The sequence below is a fragment of the Streptomyces sp. NBC_01508 genome (genome assembly GCF_045040315.1).
Classification (GTDB): Bacteria; Actinomycetota; Actinomycetes; order Streptomycetales; family Streptomycetaceae; genus Streptomyces.
Window position 1 is genome coordinate 2,362,986 of sequence record NZ_CP109419.1, and the last position, 18,631, is coordinate 2,381,616.

At 71.2% G+C, this 18,631-nt stretch carries 18 protein-coding genes; 12 read left to right on the plus strand and 6 right to left on the minus strand.

Annotated elements, in window-relative coordinates; all coding sequences use genetic code 11:
- Positions 1-8: 8 nt before the first annotated feature.
- Entirely contained in the window at positions 9-302 is a 294-nt protein-coding gene (locus OG700_RS10570; protein ID WP_405612145.1) for an MTH1187 family thiamine-binding protein, read from the minus strand.
- Positions 299-643, minus strand: coding sequence for a DUF3817 domain-containing protein (locus tag OG700_RS10575; RefSeq protein ID WP_405612147.1), 345 nt, complete (start codon positions 641-643; stop codon positions 299-301). Before OG700_RS10575 ends, OG700_RS10570 begins: the two co-directional genes overlap by 4 nt.
- Before the next feature lie 152 nt (positions 644-795).
- On the opposite strand from OG700_RS10575, the gene OG700_RS10580 reads away from it, so the two are divergent.
- From OG700_RS10580 to OG700_RS10595, 4 genes are all read left to right on the plus strand, one after another.
- A complete protein-coding gene (locus tag OG700_RS10580; RefSeq protein ID WP_405612149.1) occupies positions 796-1,434 on the plus strand; it encodes an AIM24 family protein in 639 nt (212 codons plus the stop codon).
- On the plus strand, positions 1,434-2,084 hold the full coding sequence (locus OG700_RS10585) for an AIM24 family protein (RefSeq protein ID WP_405612151.1): 651 nt from the start codon (positions 1,434-1,436) through the stop codon (positions 2,082-2,084). Before OG700_RS10580 ends, OG700_RS10585 begins: the two co-directional genes overlap by 1 nt.
- A complete protein-coding gene (locus OG700_RS10590) occupies positions 2,081-2,887 on the plus strand; it encodes an AIM24 family protein (protein ID WP_405612153.1) in 807 nt (268 codons plus the stop codon). The genes OG700_RS10585 and OG700_RS10590 overlap by 4 nt, the downstream gene beginning before the upstream one ends.
- A 105-nt stretch (positions 2,888-2,992) precedes the next feature.
- Positions 2,993-3,469 carry a MarR family winged helix-turn-helix transcriptional regulator gene (locus OG700_RS10595; protein ID WP_405612155.1) on the plus strand — a complete coding sequence of 159 codons (477 nt, stop codon included), beginning with the start codon at positions 2,993-2,995 and terminating at the stop codon, positions 3,467-3,469.
- On the opposite strand, the gene OG700_RS10600 is transcribed toward OG700_RS10595, so the two are convergent.
- Positions 3,419-5,005, minus strand: a complete 1,587-nt coding sequence (locus tag OG700_RS10600) for a sensor histidine kinase (protein ID WP_405612157.1) — start codon at positions 5,003-5,005, stop codon at positions 3,419-3,421. The two genes, OG700_RS10595 and OG700_RS10600, sit on opposite strands and share 51 nt — an antisense overlap.
- The gene (locus tag OG700_RS10605) at positions 5,002-5,664 is read right to left on the minus strand and encodes a response regulator transcription factor (protein ID WP_405612159.1); all 663 of its coding nucleotides are present in this window, start codon (positions 5,662-5,664) and stop codon (positions 5,002-5,004) included. The genes OG700_RS10600 and OG700_RS10605 overlap by 4 nt, the downstream gene beginning before the upstream one ends.
- Positions 5,665-5,781: 117 nt before the next feature.
- On the opposite strand from OG700_RS10605, the gene OG700_RS10610 reads away from it, so the two are divergent.
- The gene (locus OG700_RS10610; protein WP_405612161.1) at positions 5,782-6,570 is read left to right on the plus strand and encodes a PepSY domain-containing protein; all 789 of its coding nucleotides are present in this window, start codon (positions 5,782-5,784) and stop codon (positions 6,568-6,570) included.
- Between the two features lie 106 nt (positions 6,571-6,676).
- On the opposite strand, the gene meaB is transcribed toward OG700_RS10610, so the two are convergent.
- Together meaB and OG700_RS10620 are read right to left on the minus strand one after the other, a co-directional pair.
- The gene (gene meaB, locus OG700_RS10615) at positions 6,677-7,636 is read right to left on the minus strand and encodes a methylmalonyl Co-A mutase-associated GTPase MeaB (RefSeq protein ID WP_405612163.1); all 960 of its coding nucleotides are present in this window, start codon (positions 7,634-7,636) and stop codon (positions 6,677-6,679) included.
- A 45-nt stretch (positions 7,637-7,681) separates the two neighbouring features.
- A complete protein-coding gene (locus tag OG700_RS10620; protein WP_405612165.1) occupies positions 7,682-8,884 on the minus strand; it encodes an acetyl-CoA C-acetyltransferase in 1,203 nt (400 codons plus the stop codon).
- Between the two features lie 141 nt (positions 8,885-9,025).
- On the opposite strand from OG700_RS10620, the gene mce reads away from it, so the two are divergent.
- From mce to OG700_RS10655, 7 genes are all read left to right on the plus strand, one after another.
- Complete coding sequence (mce, locus tag OG700_RS10625; protein ID WP_405612167.1) at positions 9,026-9,463, plus strand: methylmalonyl-CoA epimerase; 438 nt, start codon at positions 9,026-9,028, stop codon at positions 9,461-9,463.
- 168 nt (positions 9,464-9,631) lie between these two features.
- A complete protein-coding gene (gene scy, locus OG700_RS10630) occupies positions 9,632-13,372 on the plus strand; it encodes a polarized growth protein Scy (protein ID WP_405612169.1) in 3,741 nt (1,246 codons plus the stop codon).
- 114 nt (positions 13,373-13,486) lie between these two features.
- Entirely contained in the window at positions 13,487-14,425 is a 939-nt protein-coding gene (locus tag OG700_RS10635) for a cellulose-binding protein (RefSeq protein WP_405612171.1), read from the plus strand.
- 163 nt (positions 14,426-14,588) lie between these two features.
- Positions 14,589-15,578: an ATP-binding cassette domain-containing protein gene (locus OG700_RS10640; protein ID WP_405612173.1), complete on the plus strand. Its 990-nt coding sequence runs from the start codon at positions 14,589-14,591 to the stop codon at positions 15,576-15,578.
- A gap of 3 nt (positions 15,579-15,581) precedes the next feature.
- Positions 15,582-16,361: an ABC transporter permease subunit gene (locus OG700_RS10645; protein WP_405612175.1), complete on the plus strand. Its 780-nt coding sequence runs from the start codon at positions 15,582-15,584 to the stop codon at positions 16,359-16,361.
- A 141-nt stretch (positions 16,362-16,502) separates the two neighbouring features.
- Positions 16,503-17,765, plus strand: coding sequence for an ABC transporter ATP-binding protein (locus OG700_RS10650; RefSeq protein ID WP_405612177.1), 1,263 nt, complete (start codon positions 16,503-16,505; stop codon positions 17,763-17,765).
- Entirely contained in the window at positions 17,762-18,607 is an 846-nt protein-coding gene (locus tag OG700_RS10655; protein WP_405612179.1) for an ABC transporter permease subunit, read from the plus strand. The genes OG700_RS10650 and OG700_RS10655 overlap by 4 nt, the downstream gene beginning before the upstream one ends.
- Positions 18,608-18,631 lie beyond the last annotated feature (24 nt).

Sequence of the window (18,631 nt, forward strand, 5' to 3'; positions counted from 1 at the left end):
CACCGCGGTCAGCCGGCGAGGTGCCGTTCCAGCGTCTCGACCTTCGTGTGGAGGCCGTCGGTGACGCCGGGCCGTACGTCGGCCTTCAGCACGAGCGAGACGCGCGGGGCGCGCGCCTCGACGGCGGCGACCGCCCGCTTGACCACGTCCATCACCTCGTCCCACTCGCCTTCCACGGAGGTGAACATGGCGTCGGTGTGGTTCGGCAACCCGGACTCGCGTACCACCCGGACGGCGTCGGCGACGTACTCCCCCACGTCCTCGCCCACGCCGAGCGGCGTGATGGAGAAGGCGACGATCACGCGCTGACCGTGCCCTCGCGGCGGGCGCGCGAGGCGATGACCTCGTCCTCGGCCTCGCGCTTGAGCTTGCGCTCGGCGAAGAAGCCGCCGGCCGGCAGGACCGACAGCACGAAGTAGAGGGCGGCGGTGCCCAGCGACCACTTGGTGCGCTTCCAGGCGTCCAGCCAGAAGAGCACATACACGACGAAGAGCAGCCCGTGGATCGCACCCATCACCGGGACGGCGTTGAAGTCCGTCGTGCGCTTGAGCACGGAGCAGACGAGCAGCAGCAGGAAGGACACGGCCTCCGGCGCCGATACCAGGCGGAGACGGTGGAGGGATGAGGCGGTCTTGATGTCCACGAGGCAGGCACCTTCGTCGTCGGGGGCGTCGTGATCGTCATGTGCGTGGCCGTGCGCCCGCTTGATCATCTTGTGAACGCGTGCACAAGCGACGTCTCATTGTGGCACCAGCCTTTGCCCGCTTTTTATCCGGGTCCGGCTACCTTCGACGTGTGGCTCAGTTCCGACTCCAAGGCAGCAAGGTGCTCGCCGTCGACATGGCGGGCGACTCCGTCCGGGCGAAGAACGGCGCGATGGTCGCCTACGACGGCCGGATGGCGTTCAAGAAGTTGTCCGGCGGCGGTGAGGGCGTGCGGGGGATGGTGACCCGGCGCCTGACCGGCGAACAGATGGTCATGATGGAGGTGAAGGGCGAGGGCACCTGCTTCTTCGCGGACCGCGCGAGCGAGATCTCTCTCGTGTCGCTGCACGGCGAGAAGCTGTACGTCGAGTCGAGCAACCTGCTCTGTACGGACGGCGCCCTGCGCACCGGCACCAGCTTCACCGGTCTGCGCGGCGGCGCGAGCGGCAACGGCCTGTTCACCACGACCGTCGAGGGCACGGGCATGGCGGCGATCATGTCGGACGGCGCGGCCGTGGTGCTGCGGGTGACATCCCAGTACCCGCTCTCCGTCGACCCCGGCGCGTACGTCGCGCACCAGGGCAACCTCCAGCAGCACCTCCAGTCCGGCGTGAACTTCCGGACGATCATGGGCGAGGGCGGCGGCGAGGCCTTCCAGATGCGCTTCGAGGGCGACGGGCTCGTGTACGTACAGCCGAGCGAGCGCAACACCGTCGGGGGCGATGTCTGATGCCGTTCCGGGAGATCAACTCGAAAGTGGTCGAGGCCACGGTGGCGCCCGGCCAGAAGATGTTCAGCCAGCGCGGCGCGATGCTCGCGTACCGGGGCGATGTCACGTTCACCCCGAACAGGGCGGGCGGCCAGGGCGGTCTGACGTCGATGATCGGCCGGCGCGTGGCGGGCGAGGCGACCCCGCTGATGACGGTCGAGGGCAGTGGCACGGTGATGTTCGGTCACGGCGGTCACCACATCCAGGTGATCGGACTGTCCGGCGACACCCTGTACGTGGAGGCGGACCGGCTGCTCGCCTTCGACGGGACGCTGGAGCAGGGCACGATGTTCATGGGCGCGCAGGGCGGTGTGATGGGGATGGTGCGCGGTCAGGTGACGGGGCAGGGGCTGTTCACCACGACGCTCAAGGGCCACGGCGCGGTCGCCGTGATGGCGCACGGCGGGATCATCGAGCTGCCGATCGGCCAGGGCCGTACGGTCCATGTCGACCCGCAGGCGTACGTCGCCCACCACGGCGACGTCCGCAACAGACTCTCCACCGCCGTCGGCTGGCGCGACATGGTGGGCCGGGGCTCGGGCGAGGCGTTCCAGCTGGAGCTGAGCGGCAACGGTGCGGTGTACGTCCAGGCATCGGAGGACAAGCTGTGAGCGCGCCCGAGTGGGGTATCCCCAGGGCCCCCGTGCCCGGGGGGATCCACGACCCGACGACTCTGCCGAGCGACGACAACGTCAACGCGTACACCTTCTGTGTGGAGTTGAAGGGGAGCCAGTGGTTCCTCCAGAAGGGCAAGATGATCGCCTACTACGGGCGCATCGACTTCAACGGGATCGGTCACGGGCGGCTCGACCGGCTGGTGCGGAGCAGCTTCCACTCGCCGCTGCACGCGAGCGACTGGGTGGTGGCGGAGGGCAGCGGCAAGATGCTGCTCGCCGACCGCGCGTTCGATGTCAACTCCTTCGACCTGGAGAACGGCAATCTGACCGTCCGCTCCGGGAATCTGCTGGCGTACGAGCCGTCGCTGGCGCTCAAGCAGTCGATCGCGCCGGGCTTCCTGACGCTGATCGGTACGGGGAAGTTCGTGGCCGCGTCGAACGGTCCGGTGGTCTTCGTGGAACCGCCGATCCGGGTGGACCCGCAGGCGTTGGTGGGCTGGGCCGACTGCCCGTCGCCGTGCCACCACTACGACCACGCGTATATGACGGGGATCATGGGCGGGCTGCGGGCGATGAGCGGGCTCGGCGGGTCGTCGGGCGAGGAGCATCAATTCGAGTTCGTCGGGGCGGGGACGGTGCTTCTCCAGTCGAGCGAGGCACTGCTGGCCGAGACGGCACGTGGCGCGGTACCGGGCGAACCGGGCGTCCCGGGCGGCGGCCAGACGGGGGGCCGGCCGGGCGGCACGCCCCGCATGCCGGGGCAGCTGGGAGACCTCCAACGACGCTTCGGCCTGTGAGCGGTAGTCTGCGGAGTGTGACCTCGAACATGTGCGCCTTTTCTGTGCCGTGCGTCACACTCGCCGACTTCGTCCAATTTTCAACATCTTAGGTAGAATTCATACATGGAGACCGAGACGGCCACCCGGTGGCTCAGTGACGCGGAGCAGTGCACCTGGCGCACCCATCTGGATGTCAGCAGACTGCTGATGCACCAGTTGGAGAAGGACCTCCAGCCGTTCGGGCTGACGAACAACGACTACGAGATCCTGGTCAACCTCTCCGAGGCCGAGGAGCGGCGCCTGCGGATGAGTGATCTCGCCGCCGCCACCCTCCAGTCCAAGAGCCGTCTCTCGCACCAGATCACCCGGCTGGAGACCTCGGGGATGGTCCGCCGCGAGAACTGCGAGTCGGACCGCCGGGGCCTGTTCGCCGTCCTCACCGACGAGGGCATGGAGACGATGCAGAAGGTCGCCCCGCACCACGTCGCCTCCGTACGGAAGCACTTCTTCGACCTCCTGCCGCCCGAGGCGCTCGCCGCGCTGAGCCAGTCACTCACGCCGGTCGCCGAGCACCTGCGCGGACGCCGCGCCAAGGGCTGACGCACCCGTCGGGACCGGCCGGTGCGGGTCCCGGCCGGCGGCGGGCAGGCGCAGCTCGAACAGGGCGCCGCCCGCCTCGGCGCGGCCCACGTCCAGCGTGCCGCCGTGCCGGTGTGCCACGTCGCGGGCGATCGCGAGGCCCAGCCCGGCGCCGCCGTCGTCCCTGCTGCGGGCGTCGTCGAGCCGTACGAACCGCTCGAAGATCCGCTCCCGCTCCGCCTCCGGCACCCCCGCCCCGTCGTCGGACACCGCGAGCACCACCAGGGAGCCCTCCCGGCGCACCGCCGCCCGGACCTCTCCCGCCGCGTGCCGCTGCGCGTTGTCCAGCAGATTGCCCAGCACCCGCGCCAACTGGCCGCGTGAGCCCGACACTTCGACGCTGCCCCGGACGTCCGGGGTCACCGGGATCCGGTCGGCGGACCGCTGCGAGACCTCCTCACGCACCAGCGCGGCCAGATCCAGCCGGGTACGCCCGGCCTGCTCCCCCGCGTCGAGACGGGCCAGCAGCAGCAGGTCGGCGGCCAGCTGCTGGAGCCGTACGGTGTCGGCCACCGCGCCCGGCACGTCCAGCAACTCCGGGTGCGCCGCGCCCACTTCGAGCTGGGTACGGAGCGAGGCGATCGGACTGCGCAGCTCGTGCGAGGCGTCGGCGACGAACCGCCGCTGGCGCTCGACGGAGGCTTCCAGCGCGGTGAGCGTCTCGTTGGTCGTACGGGCCAGCTTGGCGACCTCGTCATGGGTGCCCGGCTCGGGCACCCGCCTGGTCAGATCCTCGGAGGCGGTGATCGCGGCCATCTCGCGCCGGATGCCCTCCACGGGCCGCAGCGCGCGCCGCGTCACCAGCCAGGTCACCCCGCCGACGACGACCAGCAGGGCGGGCAGGCCGATGAGCAGCGCGATCTTCGTCGCGCGGACGGCGCTCTGCTGCGGGCCGAGCGAGGCACCCGCGTGGACCACGTAGGGGCCGCCGCTGAGGCCGGTGACCCGGCGCTCGGAGAAGACGTGGTCCACGGTCCTGCCGTCGACGGTCACGCTTCCCTCGGTGTGCCCCTGGGGCGAGGAGACCACGCCGTCCGCCGGGGCACCGGGGGCCGGACTGTCGTCGTCCTGGTCGTCGCCGCCGTCGTCGTCCCCGCCGCTGTCGTCATCGTCGTCGCCGGTCGGCGCGGGCGACGGGGTGGGGGTGGGGGTCGGCGCCGTCGTGGGCGGGGGTGACGCGGGCCGTACGGCGGACACCCCGGTGCCGGTGATCCGCTGCATGTCCTCGCTCGCGGTGAGCAGCTTCCCCTTCGCGTCGGTCACCTGGACCGGGCGGTCCTCGCCGTCCGGCAGATCCAGGTCGCCGAGCGGCACCTTGTTCGCGATCCGCTGGGCGACCTCGTTCGACCACTGGTCGGCCTTTCCCTCGGCCTGGTGGGTGAGGTTGGCGCGCAGCGCGAACAGCAGGGCGAACCCGGCGGCCACCAGCGCCACGGCCACGACGGCGGTCGCGGCGAGCGCGGCCCGGGACCGTACGGAGGAGAAGGGGCGTCTCATACGGCCACCAGCCGGTACCCGGCGCCGCGCACCGTCTGGATCGTCGTGGCACCGAGCTTGCGGCGCAGCGCGCTGATGTAGACCTCGATGATGTTGGGGTCGCCGTCGTACGCGAAGTCCCAGACGTGCTCCAGGATCTCGGGCTTGCCGACGACCTGCCCGGCCCGGACCGCGAGCTGTTCGAGGACCGCGAACTCCTTTGCGGTGAGGGTGACTTCGGTGTCCCCCCGGTGCACGCGGCGGGTCGCGGTGTCCACGGTGAGGGTGCCGACGCGCAGGACGGGCGAGGCGCCGGCGGAGCCCCGGCGGCGCAGCAGCGCCTTGACCCGGGCGACGAGCACGACATACGAGAACGGCTTGGTCAGATAGTCGTCGGCGCCGGTGTCCAGCCCCTCGGCCTCGTCGTACTCGCCGTCCTTGGCGGTCAGCATCAGGATCGGTACGTCGTTGCCGGCGGCGCGCAGGGTGGCGCAGACGCGGTAGCCGTTCATGCCGGGCAGCATGATGTCGAGCACGACCAGGTCGTACGCGCCCTCCCCGGCCAGATGCAGCCCTTCGAGGCCGTCGTGCACGACGTCCACGGCGAAGCCCTCGGCCCGCAGGCCCTTGGCGAGCGACACCGCGAGCCGCTTCTCGTCCTCAACAATCAACAGGCGCATGCGTACAGCCTCCCAAAACGAACCTGAAGAAAGCTTCAGGTGGCTTCAGGCTGCCTTCAGCTTCCGTCAGCCACATTGAGGTCAGTCAGCGAAACGGCCCGACGGGGAGGAACCCTCATGAAGCGCAATCTTGTCATCGCCAGTATCACCGCCGCGGCTCTGATCGGCGGCGGTACGTACACCGCGGTCGCCATGGGCGCCACGGACAGCGGCTCGGACACCGCGCCGAAGACGGTCTCCTCGGCGTCGCTGGTGAACGCCTCGAACGACGACCGGGACGACCGGGACGACCGGGACGACCGGGACGACCGGGACGACGACAAGGACGACAACGGCAAGGACGACACCTCGGGGGCGGGCTCGGCGGCCGGCTCGAAGCTCACCGCGGACCAGGTCGCCGCGGCGGCGCTGAAGCAGCACCCGGGCACGGTGGAGTCCGTCGAGCTGGACGACGACGGTGACGACGACGGCGGCTCGTCCGCCGCGCGGCACTGGGAGGTCGACATCATCGGCCAGGACGGCAAGTGGTACGACCTGCGGGTCGACTCCTCGACCGGCTCGGTCCGCGCGGACAACGACAGCGACGACGACGGTGACGACGACCGGGACGACCGCGACGAGCGCACGGCGGTGCGCGGCGCCGCGGTGGACGCCCGGGAGGCGGCCGCCGCCGCGCTGAAGAAGCACTCCGGCGCCGTGACCTCGGTCGACGCGGACACCGACGGCAAGGCCGACCACTGGGAGGTGACCGTGCGGGGCGACGACGGCCGGGCGCACGAGGTGACGGTCGACATGTCCTCCGGCAAGGTGGCCGCGGACCGTGACGACCGGGACGACCACGGCGACGACGGCCGGGACGACGACGGTCACGACGACCGCGGTGACGACGACGGCGACGACAACTGACGTCTCGCGTACGGCAGTTGACGGCTGGGCCGCCCACGGACCGGCGGCCGCCCCGAAACAGCCGGTGGCAGAGGACATCCCCCTCCTCTGCCACCGGCATTTCGCGTCAGCCGCCCGTCAGCCCCGCCACCAGTTCGTCCGCCGCCGCGTACGGGTCCAGCTCGCCCGCCACGATCCGCCGCGCCAGCGCCCCCAGGCGCCGGTCGCCGCGCAGGTCGGCGATGCGTTCGCGGAGCGCGGTGACGGCGATGGTCTCCACCTCGCGGGCCGCGCGCCGGGCCCGCCGCTCGGTGAGGACACCGTGCTTCTCCAGCCACGCGCGGTGCTTGTCCAGCGCCTCGATCAGCTCGTCGATACCCTCGCCGCGCGCCGCCACGGTCTTGACGACGGTCGGGCGCCAGTCGCCGGGGCCGCGGGCCTCGCCGAGGCCGAGCATGTTGTTCAGCTCGCGGGCGGTCGCGTCGGCGCCGTCCCGGTCCGCCTTGTTGACGACGTAGATGTCACCGATCTCCAGGATCCCGGCCTTGGCCGCCTGGATGCCGTCCCCCATGCCGGGCGCGAGCAGCACCACCGAGGTGTCGGCCTGCGAGGCGATCTCCACCTCCGACTGCCCGACGCCGACGGTCTCCACCAGGATCACGTCGCAGCCGGCCGCGTCCAGTACCCGGATCGCCTGCGGCGCCGACCAGGCGAGCCCGCCGAGATGGCCGCGGGTCGCCATGGAGCGGATGTAGACGCCGGGGTCCGACGCGTGGTCGGACATCCGCACCCGGTCCCCCAGCAGCGCTCCGCCGGAGAACGGGGACGACGGGTCGACGGCCAGGACGCCGACGCGCCTGCCCGCCTTGCGGTACGCGGACACCAGCGCGGACGTCGATGTCGACTTGCCGACACCGGGTGACCCGGTGAGCCCGATGACGTACGCGCCGCCCGCCAGCGGTGCCAGCGCCGCCATCACCTCGCGCAACTGCGGCGACGCCCCTTCGACCAGGGAGATCAGCCGGGCCACCGCCCTGGGCCGGCCCTCCCGCGCCTGGGCCACCAACTGGGGGACGTCCACCGTCATCCGTACCGCGCTCCGTTCCTGGTTCCTTGAGGGTGCAGACCGGTTCTACGCCTTCGGGACCCGCACGATCAGCGCGTCGCCCTGCCCGCCGCCGCCGCACAGCGCCGCCGCGCCCACGCCGCCGCCGCGCCGCTTCAGTTCGAGCGCCAGGTGCAGCACCAGCCGGGCGCCCGACATACCGATGGGGTGGCCGAGCGCGATCGCGCCGCCGTTCACGTTCACCCTTTCAGGGGACACGCCCAGCTCCTTCGTCGACTGGACGGCGACCGCGGCGAACGCCTCGTTCATCTCGATCAGGTCCAGATCCTCGACGGCGATGCCCTCCTTCTTCAGCGCGTGCCTGATCGCGTTCGCGGGCTGCGACTGGAGCGAGTTGTCCGGCCCGGCCACATTGCCGTGCGCGCCGATCTCCGCGATCCACTCCAGGCCCAGCTCCCGCGCCTTGGCCTTGCTCATGACCACGACGGCCGCGGCGCCGTCGGAGATCTGCGACGAGGAGCCCGCCGTGATCGTGCCGTCCTTGGCGAAGGCGGGCCGCAGCCGGGCCAGTGACTCGACCGTGGTGTCCGCGCGGATGCCCTCGTCCTGGTCGACGATCACCGGGTCGCCCTTGCGCTGCGGGATCTCGACGGGGGTGATCTCGGCCGCGAAGACGCCGTTCTTCCGCGCGGCGGCGGCCCGCTGGTGGGAGAGCGCCGCGACCTCGTCCTGCTCGGGCCTGGCGATGGCGAGGCGGGTGTTGTGCTTCTCCGTGGAGGCGCCCATGGCGATGGACTCGAACGGGTCGGTCAGACCGTCGTGCGCCATGGCGTCCAGCATCTCGATCGCGCCGTACTTGTAGCCCTCGCGGGACTTGGGCAGCAGATGCGGCGCGTTGGTCATGGACTCCTGGCCGCCGGCGACCACGATGTCGAACTCGCCCGCGCGGATCAGCTGGTCGGCCAGTGCGATCGCGTCGAGGCCGGAGAGACAGACCTTGTTGACCGTGAGCGCGGGGACGTTCATCGGGATACCGGCCTTGACCGCGGCCTGGCGCGCCGGGATCTGGCCCGCGCCGGCCTGGAGCACCTGCCCCATGATCACGTACTGCACCTGCTCGCCGGTCACGCCGGCCCGCTCCAGCGCGGCCTTGATGGCGAAGCCGCCGAGGTCGGCGCCGGAGAGGGACTTCAGCGATCCGAGCAGCCTGCCCATGGGCGTACGGGCACCGGCGACGATGACGGAGGTGGTGGTGTTCGAATCCGGCATGAGATGCGACCCCTTTGCCTGGCGATTGAGGGTTAACGAGGGTTCACCAAATGTACTGAGCGCACAGGCCCCGGGTCACCCGCCGGTGAGTGTGACAGCGCGCACGTTGCGTAACCGGGCGGTTGGCGCTGCACTGTGCCCATGCTGACGCGAATCGACCACATCGGAATCGCCTGCCACGACCTCGACGCCACCGTCGAGTTCTACCGGGCCACCTACGGCTTCGAGGTGTTCCACACCGAGGTCAACGAGGAGCAGGGGGTACGGGAGGCCATGCTCAAGATCAACGAGACGTCGGACGGCGGGGCCTCGTACCTCCAACTGCTCGAACCGGTCCGCGAGGACTCGGCCGTGGGCAAGTGGCTGGCCAAGAACGGCGAGGGTGTCCACCACATCGCCTTCGGCACCGCCGACGTCGACGCCGACGCGGCGGCGATCCGCGAGAAGGGGGTGCGGGTGCTGTACGACGAGCCGCGCTCCGGCTCGATGGGTTCGCGCATCACGTTTCTCCATCCCAAGGACTGTCACGGTGTCCTGACGGAACTGGTCACCTCGGCCGCGAAGCCCCAAGAGCACTGACCCGAACGATTCCCGGCCCGGTAGAGTGGGCCGCTCCGGGCCGGAGCCGGGTCGGGGCGGCGCCTCGGCCGATGATCTGTCACCATTTCCCGGGGGCCGTTCGCCCGTCGGGCGGTGTCGAATGCGGAGTTGCCAGAGTTGCGACCAGGGGACGGATGGGACCGCGCAGTGCGGGGCTACGAACGCCAGGAGAGCCACCGAGCTGACGACGACCACCTTTCGCGGTTCGAAGCCGAGATGGATCGGCTGAAGACCGCGCGGGAGAAGGCCGTCCAGCACGCCGAAGACCTCGGTTACCAGGTCGAAGTACTGCGCGCGAAACTGCACGAGGCGCGCCGCAACCTCGCGTCCCGGCCCTCCTACGACAACGCCGACCTCGGCTACCAGGCCGAGCAGATGCTCCGCAACGCGCAGATCCAGGCCGACCAGCTGCGCACCGACGCCGAGCGCGAGCTGCGCGACGCCCGCGCCCAGACGCAGCGCATCCTCCAGGAGCACGCCGAGCACCAGGCCAGACTCCAGGCCGAGCTGCACGCCGAGGCCGTACAGCGCCGCCAGCGCCTGGACCAGGAGCTGGCCGAGCGCCGGCAGACCGTCGAGTCGCACGTCAACGAGAACGTCGCCTGGGCCGAGCAGTTGCGCGGCCGTACGGAGACGCAGGCCCGCCGGCTGCTGGACGAGTCACGTGCCGAGGCCGAGAAGTCCCTGGCCGCCGCCCGCGCCGAGGCCACCCGCGTCGCCGAGGAGGCCCGCCGGCGGCTCGGCACCGAGTCGGAGACCGCCCGCGCCGAGGCCGAGGCGATTCTCCAGCGCGCCCGCAAGGACGCCGAGCGGCTGCTCAACGCCGCGTCCACGCAGGCGCGGGAGGCCACCAGCCACGCCGAGCAGCTGCGTACGACGACGACGGCCGAGTCCGACCAGGCGCGCCAGCAGGCGGGTGAGCTGACCCGGTCGGCCGAAGCGCGCATACAAGAGGCGGACGAGCGGCTGCGTGAGGCCCGCGCCGAGTCCGAGAAGCTGCTCGCCGAGGCCAAGGAGTCCGCGGTCAAGCGGCTGGCCGGCGCCGAGACCCAGTACGAGCAGCGCACCCGTACCGCCAAGTCCGAGATCGCCCGGCTCGTCGGCGAGGCCACGAAGGAGTCGGAGGCGCTGAAGGCGGAGGCCGAGCAGGCGCTCGCCGACGCCCGCGCCGAGTCCGAGAAGATGGTCACCGAGGCGGCCGAGAAGGCCCGTACGGCCGCCTCCGAGGATTCCGCCGCCCAGCTCGCCAAGGCCGCCCGTACCGCCGAGGAAGTCCTCACGAAGGCGTCCGACGACGCCAGGGCCACCACCCGCGCCGCGAGCGAGGAGGCCGAGCGCATCCGGCGCGAGGCCGACGCCGAGGCGGACCGGCTGCGCGGCGAGGCGGCCGAGCAGGCCGACCAGCTGAAGGGCGCGGCCAAGGACGACACCAAGGAGTACCGCGCCAAGACGGTCGAGCTCCAGGAGGAGGCGCGCCGGCTGCGCGGCGAGGCCGAGACGCTGCGGTCCGAGGCCGTCGCCGAGGGCGAGCGCATCCGCGGCGAGGCCCGCCGGGAGGCCGTCCAGCAGATCGAGGAGGCGGCCAGCACCGCCGAGGAGCTGCTGACCAAGGCCCGCGCCGACGCCGACGAGCTGCGCGCCACCGCGTCCGCGGACAGCGAGCGCGTCCGTACGGAGGCCATCGAGCGCGCCACGACACTGCGCAAGCAGGCCGAGGAGACCCTGGAGCGCACCCGCGCCGAGGCGGACCGGCTGCGCGCCGAGGGCGAGGAGCAGGCCGAGGCGGTGAAGGCCGCCGCCGAGCAGGCGGCGGTCGAGCTGCGCGAGGAGACCGAGCGTGGTGTCGAGGCCCGTAAGGACGAGGCCTCCGACGAGCTGACCCGGCTGCACGCCGAGGCCGAACAGCGCCTGACCGGCGCCGAGTCGGCGCTGACCGAGGCGCGCGCCGACAGCGAGCGGATCCGCCGCGAGGCCACCGAGGAGACGGATCGGCTGCGCGCGGAGGCCGCCGAGCGGCTGCGTACGCTCCAGGCCCAGGCCGAGCAGGAGGCCGAGCGGCTGCGCGCCGAGGCGTCCGCGGACGCCGTCCAGTCCCGTACGGAGGGCGAGTCGGCGGCCGTACGGCTGCGGGACGAGGCCGCCCAGGAGGCCGAGCGGATCAAGTCCGAGGCCCAGGAGAGCGCCGACCGGCTGCGCGCCGAGGCCGCCGCCGCGGCCGAGCGGGTGGGCACCGAGGCGGCCGGGGAGCTGGACGCCGCGCGGGAGGAGGCGACCCGCCGCCGCCGCGAGGCCGAGGAGCTGCTGACGGCCGCCCGTACGGAGGCGGACCAGGAGCGCGAGCGGGCCCGCGAACAGAGCGAGGAACTGCTGGCGTCGGCCCGTAAAAGGGTCGACGAGGCGCAGGCCGAGGCGGCGCGGCTGGTCGAGGAGGCCGATTTCCGCGCCACGGAGATGGTGTCGGCCGCCGAGCAGACGGCGCAGCAGGTCCGGGACGCGGTCGCCGGGCTGCACGACCAGGCCGAGCAGGAGATCGCCGGGCTGCGCTCAGCCGCCGAGCACGCCGCCGAGCGGACGCGGTCCGAGGCGCAGGAGGAGGCGGACCGGGTCCGCTCCGACGCGTACGCGGAGCGCGAGCGCGCGGCGGAGGACGTGGCACGGCTGCGGGCCCGCGCGCAGGAGGAGACGGACGCCGCCCAGCGGCTCGCGGAGCGCACCGTCGGCGAGGCGGTGGGCGAGGCGGAGCGGCTGCGCGCGGAGAGTTCCGAGTACGCGCAGCGGGTACGGACCGAGGCGGCGGACTCGCTGGCCGCCGCCGAGCAGGACGCGGCCCGCGCCCGCCAGGAGGCGCGCGACGACGCCAACCGCATCCGGGGCGACGCCGCGGAGCAGGCGGACCGGCTCATCGGCGAGGCGACGAGCGAGTCGGAGCACATGCGTGCCGAGGCCACCGAGACCGTCAACTCGGCCCAGCGGGCGGCCGAACGGCTGCGCGCGGAGGCCGCGCGGATCAGGTCGGACGCCGAGTCCTCGGCCGAACAGACCGTCAGCGAGGCCATCACGGAGTCGGATCGGCTGCTGGACGACGCGCGGGCGAACGCGTCCAAGCGCCGCGGCGACGCGGCCGAGCAGGCCGACCAGCTCATCAACAAGGCCCAGGAGGAGGCGTTGCGCGCCGCCACCGAGGCCGAGGCCCAGGCCGACGCGATGGTGGGTGCCGCGCGCTCCGAGGCGGCGCGGATCAACGCGGACGCGACGGTCGAGGGCAACTCCCTGGTGGAGAAGGCCCGTACGGACGCGGACGAGCTGCTGGTCGGGGCGCGCAACGACTCGACGGCCATCCGCGAGCGCACCGAGGAGCTGCGGGCGCGGGTCGAGGGCGAGATCGAGCAACTGCACGACCGGGCCCGCCGCGAGACGGCCGAGCAGATGAAGAACGCGGGCGAACGCGTCGACAGACTGGTCAAGGCGGCCACCGAACAGCAGGCGGAGGCCGCGGAGAAGGCCAAGTCCCTGGTGTCGGAGGCCAGTTCGGAAGCGAGCAAGGTCCGGATCGCGGCGGTACGCAAGGCCGAGGCGCTGCTGAAGGAAGCGGAGCAGAAGAAGGCCGAACTGACGCGCGAGGGCGAGAGGTTGCGCGCCGACGCCGAGGCCGAGGCGACCCGGACCGTCGAGGATGGCCGGCGTGAACTCGACGTCCTGGTACGCAGGCGCGAGGACATCCAGGCCGAGATCTCCCGTGTCCAGGACGTGTTGGAAGCGTTGGAATCCTTTGAGACTCCGGCCGCGAGTGGCAAGACGGGTTCAACTGGCGGCTCCGGCGGGGGTAGCGTCAAGGCGGGCGCGGCAGCAGGTGTTACCCGTTCGGGTGGCAAGCCGTCCGACAGTTAGCCACTCAAAAGGCTGGACATTCTCCAGATCAAACCGGCATCCGCTCGATGACACGCCGCTTCGGCCCCTAGGATTCCCCCTATCACCTCACCGGTCTCATTCGACAGGAACCCCATGAGCGACACTTCCTCCCCATTCGGCTTCGAGCTCGTGCGGCGTGGTTACGACCGCGGTCAGGTGGATGACCGCATTACCAAACTCGTCGCCGACCGTGACAGCGCTCTCGCACGGATCACCGCACTGGAGAAGCGCATCGAGGAGCTCCACCTCGAAACGCAGAACGCCCAGGCCCAGGTCAGCGACGCCGAGCCGTCGTACGCCGGTCTGGGAGCGCGCGTTGAGAAGATCCTCCGCCTCGCCGAGGAGGAGGCGAAGGACCTGCGCGAAGAGGCCCGTCGCGCGGCCGAACAGCACCGTGAGCTGGCCGAGTCGGCGGCCCAGCAGGTGCGTAACGACGCCGAGGCGTTCTCCGCCGAGCGCAAGGCGAAGGCCGAGGACGACGGCGTCCGCATCGTCGAGAAGGCGAAGGGTGAGGCCTCGACCCTGCGCTCCGAGGCGCAGAAGGACGCGCAGCAGAAGCGCGAGGAGGCGGACGCTCTCTTCGAGGAGACCCGCGCCAAGGCCGCCCAGGCCGCCGCGGACTTCGAGACGAACCTCGCCAAGCGGCGTGAGCAGTCCGAGCGTGACCTGGCGTCGCGTCAGGCCAAGGCGGAGAAGCGCCTGGCGGAGATCGAGCACCGCGCCGAGCAGCTGCGCCTGGAGGCGGAGAAGCTTCGTACGGACGCGGAGCGCCGCGCCCGTCAGACGGTGGAGACCGCGCAGCGCCAGGCCGAGGACATCGTGGCCGACGCGAACGCCAAGGCCGACCGGATCCGCAGCGAATCGGAGCGCGAGCTGGCGGCGCTCACCAACCGCCGCGACTCGATCAACGCGCAGCTGACCAACGTCCGCGAGATGCTGGCCACGCTGACCGGTGCGGCCGTCGCCGCGGCGGGTACGCCGGCCGAGGACGAGCCGATCTCCCGCGGGGTGCCGGCGCAGCAGTCGCGCTAGTCCGTCGAAGGGAACGGTTCGAGGGGAACGGTTCGAAAGGCACCATGTGAAGGGTGCCGTTCGACCGGCACCGCTCAGAGGGCTCCGTTCCGCGAGTAACGATCGCGCAAAGCCCCCCGCCACCCAAGTGGCGGGGGGCTTTGCGCGCCCTTAGGTTGTCCGCATGATCGAGGTCGAAGGGCTCACCAAACGTTTCGGGAAGAAAATCGCGGTCGACCATCTCTCCTTCCAGGTCCGGCCAGGGGTGGTGACGGGTTTTCTGGGGCCCAACGGAGCCGGTAAGTCGACCACGATGCGGATGATGCTCGACCTGGACATCCCGACCGGCGGATCGGTCCGGATCGACGGCAAGCACTACCGTGAGCTGGAAGAGCCGGTGAAGTACATCGGCGCCCTGCTCGACGCGAAGGCCATGCACGGCGGGCGCAGCGCGTACAACAACCTGCTGTGTCTGGCGCAGAGCAACCGCATCCCGGTGAGCCGGGTGACCGAGGTGCTCGACACCGTCGGTCTGACGGCCGTGGCCAAGCAGAAGTCGAAAGGCTTCTCGCTCGGTATGGGGCAGCGGCTGGGAATCGCGGCGGCGCTGCTCGGCGATCCCGAGATCCTGATGTTCGACGAGCCGGTGAACGGTCTGGACCCCGAGGGCATCCACTGGATTCGCAACCTGATGAAAGCCCTCGCGAACCAGGGCCGGACGATCTTCGTCTCCAGCCATCTGATGAGTGAAATGGCCCTGACCGCCGACCACTTGATCGTGATCGGCCAGGGCAAGCTCCTGGCGGACACCTCAATGGCCGATTTCATCCATGAGAACTCGCGCAGTTTCGTACGGCTCCGCTCCCCGCAGCAGGAGCAGATCCGCGACGCCCTCCACGAGGGCGGCCACACCGTCGCCCAGGCGGGCGACGGGGCGCTGGAGATCGACGGCGCCACCTCCGAGGAGATCGGTGAGCTGGCCGCCCGGCACGGTCTCGTACTGCACGAGCTGAGCTCCCAACGCGCCTCGCTGGAAGAGGCGTTCATGCAGATGACGGCCGAGTCGGTCGAGTACCACGCCCATTCCGGCGGCAGCGGCGGCGCGGCCCCGGTGGCCCCCGCGGCGCCGGGTCCCCAGTGGGGACAGCACGACAACCAGGGCAAGGGAGCCTGATCCATGGCATCGGTACCAGCGGTCCTCCAGTCCGAGTGGACCAAGATCCGTACGGTCTCCTCCACGATCTGGACCCTCGCCGTCGCGTTCCTCGTCACCGTGGCCATGGGTGTCGGCCTGTCCGCGCTGTTCAACTCCACGTTCGGCGATCTGTCGGCGGCCGATCGCGCCACCTTCGACCCGACCTTCATCAGCTTCTCGGGGATGATTCTCGGTCAGCTGGCGATGGTGGTCTTCGGTGTGCTGGTCGTCGGCTCGGAGTACAGCTCGGGCATGATCCGCACCTCGCTCGCCGCCGTACCGCAGCGGGGCACGTTCCTGTTCAGCAAGCTCCTGGTCGCCGGGGGGCTGGCCCTGGGGGTCGGGCTCCTCACCGGCTTCGTCACGTTCTTCCTCGGCCAGGCGGCGCTCGGCGACCACGGGACCACGCTCGGCGAGCCGAACGTGCTGCGCGCGGTCATCGGCAGCGGTCTCTACATGGGGCTGATCGCGCTGTTCTCGATGGGTGTGGCGACGATGCTGCGCAGTTCGATGCTGTCGCTCGGCATCCTGATGCCGTTCTTCTTCCTGGTCTCGCAGATCCTCGCCTCCGTACCGAAGGCGAAAGAGGTCGCCCGGTACTTCCCCGACCAGGCGGGCTCCAAGATCATGCAGGTGGTCCCCGGCGCGCTGAACTCGGCGAAGAGCCCGTACACCCCGTGGGAGGGCTTGGGGATCATGGTGCTGTGGGTCGTCGCGGCGCTCATCGGCGGCTACCTCGTACTCAAGAAGCGCGACGCGTAGCGGCTCCCCGCCGCCGCTCCGCCGCGACGACTTGGCCGGAACCGTCAAGGCCCGGATATCCTCCTAACTCCTACGGGGGCTTTCGGCCCGAACGCGGCCACCGCCCCGACCACCTGACTGAACTGTCGATGGGGCTGGAGAATGATCGAGGCAGTCGGCCTGACGAAGCGCTACGGCGCCAAGACGGCCGTGTACAACCTTTCCTTCCAGGTAAAGCCCGGTACCGTCACCGGGTTTCTGGGCCCCAATGGTTCCGGTAAATCAACGACGATGCGGATGATCCTCGGCCTCGACCAGCCGACCGCAGGCCATGTCACCGTCGGAGGGCACCCCTTCCGGCAGCTTCCCAACGCACCCCGCCAGGTCGGCGCGCTCCTGGACGCCAAGGCGGTGCACGGCGGGCGCAGCGCGCGCAACCACCTGCTCTCGCTCGCGCAGCTGTCCGGCATCCCGGCGGCCCGGGTCGACGAGGTGCTGGGCGTCGTCGGCCTCCAGGACGTGGCACGCCGCCGTTCCAACGGCTACTCCCTCGGTATGGGCCAGCGGCTCGGCATCGCCGCCGCGCTGCTCGGCGACCCGCAGGTGCTGCTCTTCGACGAGCCGGTGAACGGCCTCGACCCCGAGGGCATCCTGTGGGTCCGCAATCTGATGAAGCAGCTGGCGTCCGAGGGCCGTACGGTCTTCGTCTCCTCGCACCTGATGAGCGAGATGGCCGTCACCGCCGAACATCTGATCGTGATCGGGCGCGGGCAACTGCTCTCCGACATGAGCGTGAAGGACTTCATCTCGCACAACTCGGCGGACTTCGCACGGGTCCGCCCCGCGGAAAGCCAACCCGAGGCCCGCGAGAAGCTGGCCGCCGCGCTCGGCGAGGCGGGCGGCCAGGTGCTGTCCGAGCCGGACGGGGCGCTGCGGGTCACCGGGCTGCCGTTGCCCCGCATCAGCGATCTGGCGCACGAGTCGGACGTACGGCTCTGGGAGCTGTCCCCGCACCAGGCGTCGCTGGAGGAGGCATACATGCGGCTGACGCAGAGCGCCGTGGACTACCGGTCGACGACCGATCAGCTCGCGGGCTTCGCGCCGCCGCAACCGCCGGGCTACGGCGGTCAGTTGTACCAGCCGCCGGAGGTGCCGGAGGTGCCGGAGGTGCCGGCGCAGGGCTGGTACGCGCCGCCGCCGCCCGGCCAGAACTCGCACGCGGCGCAGGGCGGCCCGGCCGATGCCCCGGAATCCGCACAGGCCCCCGCACCCGCGCCGGTGGCTCCGACGGCGCCTGCGCCTGCCGCAGCCGCCCCCGATCTCGTCAAGCGCGAGAGCGGGAGCGGGAGCGACGCGAAGCCGGCCGGGACAGAGATCAAGGCCGGGACCAGGACCGAGACCGACACGACCGAGGACGACCGATGACAGCCCCGTCACAGCAGCAGGCCCCGATCTGGCAGGACGGGCAGCCCCTCGGGACGTACACCTCGCCGATCCCGGTCCGCCGGGCCACCCTCGGTGACGCGGTGGCGTCGGAGTGGACCAAGATCCGTTCCGTCCGCTCGACCATGTGGACACTCGGCGTCATGATCGTCCTGATGGTGGGCATCGGGACACTCGCGGCCTGGGCCGTGAGCCTCGCGGATGCCCCTCTCGGCGGCGAGTCGGCGCTGCCGCTGGGCTTCTTCGGCGTGCTGCTCGGCTCGATCTGTGTGATAACCCTCGGCGTGCTGACGATCGCGTCCGAGTACGGCACGGGCATGATCCGCACCACCCTGACCGCCTGCCCCAGCCGGGGCCGGGTGCTGGCGGCGAAGTCGCTCGTCTTCTTCCTGCTCGTCCTCACGATCACGACCGCGACGGCGGCCCTGGTGGGCGGCATCCAGATCGCGGTGGTGGGCGGCCGCGCGCCCGGCGGTGGGGAGTGGCTGCGGGCGACGATCGGTGTCGGTCTCTTCCTGGCCCTGCTGGGCCTGCTGTCGCTGGCCGTCGGCGCGCTCATCCGGCACTCGGCGGGCGCGATCACGATCATGATCGGGGTGGTGCTGCTGCCGCTGGTGCTGGCGATGTTCATGTTCTCGTCGTCGCTGGCCAAGGTGCAGCAGGCCCTCTTCGAGTACTCGATCCCGAGCCAGATGGCGGTGCTCTACGACACCTCGATGACCGGGTCGGGACCGAGCGGCTGGGAGCCGCTGTTCATCGTGGCGGGGGTCACGACCGTGGTGATGACCCTCGCCTTCTTCGCACTCGACGGACGCGACGTGTAGGGGCGGACCGGGGCCGGGGCCGGA

What these genes read in the sequence shown, in the direction of transcription:
- OG700_RS10585 (WP_405612151.1), top strand. Translation starts at nt 1,434, where the DNA reads ATGCCGTTCCGGGAGATCAACTCGAAAGTGGTCGAGGCCACGGTGGCG.
- OG700_RS10595 (WP_405612155.1), top strand. Translation starts at nt 2,993, where the DNA reads ATGGAGACCGAGACGGCCACCCGGTGGCTCAGTGACGCGGAGCAGTGC.
- OG700_RS10600 (WP_405612157.1), bottom strand. Translation starts at nt 5,005, where the DNA reads ATGAGACGCCCCTTCTCCTCCGTACGGTCCCGGGCCGCGCTCGCCGCG.
- OG700_RS10605 (WP_405612159.1), bottom strand. Translation starts at nt 5,664, where the DNA reads ATGCGCCTGTTGATTGTTGAGGACGAGAAGCGGCTCGCGGTGTCGCTC.
- OG700_RS10610 (WP_405612161.1), top strand. Translation starts at nt 5,782, where the DNA reads ATGAAGCGCAATCTTGTCATCGCCAGTATCACCGCCGCGGCTCTGATC.
- meaB (WP_405612163.1), bottom strand. Translation starts at nt 7,636, where the DNA reads ATGACGGTGGACGTCCCCCAGTTGGTGGCCCAGGCGCGGGAGGGCCGG.
- OG700_RS10620 (WP_405612165.1), bottom strand. Translation starts at nt 8,884, where the DNA reads ATGCCGGATTCGAACACCACCACCTCCGTCATCGTCGCCGGTGCCCGT.
- mce (WP_405612167.1), top strand. Translation starts at nt 9,026, where the DNA reads ATGCTGACGCGAATCGACCACATCGGAATCGCCTGCCACGACCTCGAC.
- OG700_RS10635 (WP_405612171.1), top strand. Translation starts at nt 13,487, where the DNA reads ATGAGCGACACTTCCTCCCCATTCGGCTTCGAGCTCGTGCGGCGTGGT.
- OG700_RS10640 (WP_405612173.1), top strand. Translation starts at nt 14,589, where the DNA reads ATGATCGAGGTCGAAGGGCTCACCAAACGTTTCGGGAAGAAAATCGCG.
- OG700_RS10645 (WP_405612175.1), top strand. Translation starts at nt 15,582, where the DNA reads ATGGCATCGGTACCAGCGGTCCTCCAGTCCGAGTGGACCAAGATCCGT.
- OG700_RS10650 (WP_405612177.1), top strand. Translation starts at nt 16,503, where the DNA reads ATGATCGAGGCAGTCGGCCTGACGAAGCGCTACGGCGCCAAGACGGCC.
- OG700_RS10655 (WP_405612179.1), top strand. Translation starts at nt 17,762, where the DNA reads ATGACAGCCCCGTCACAGCAGCAGGCCCCGATCTGGCAGGACGGGCAG.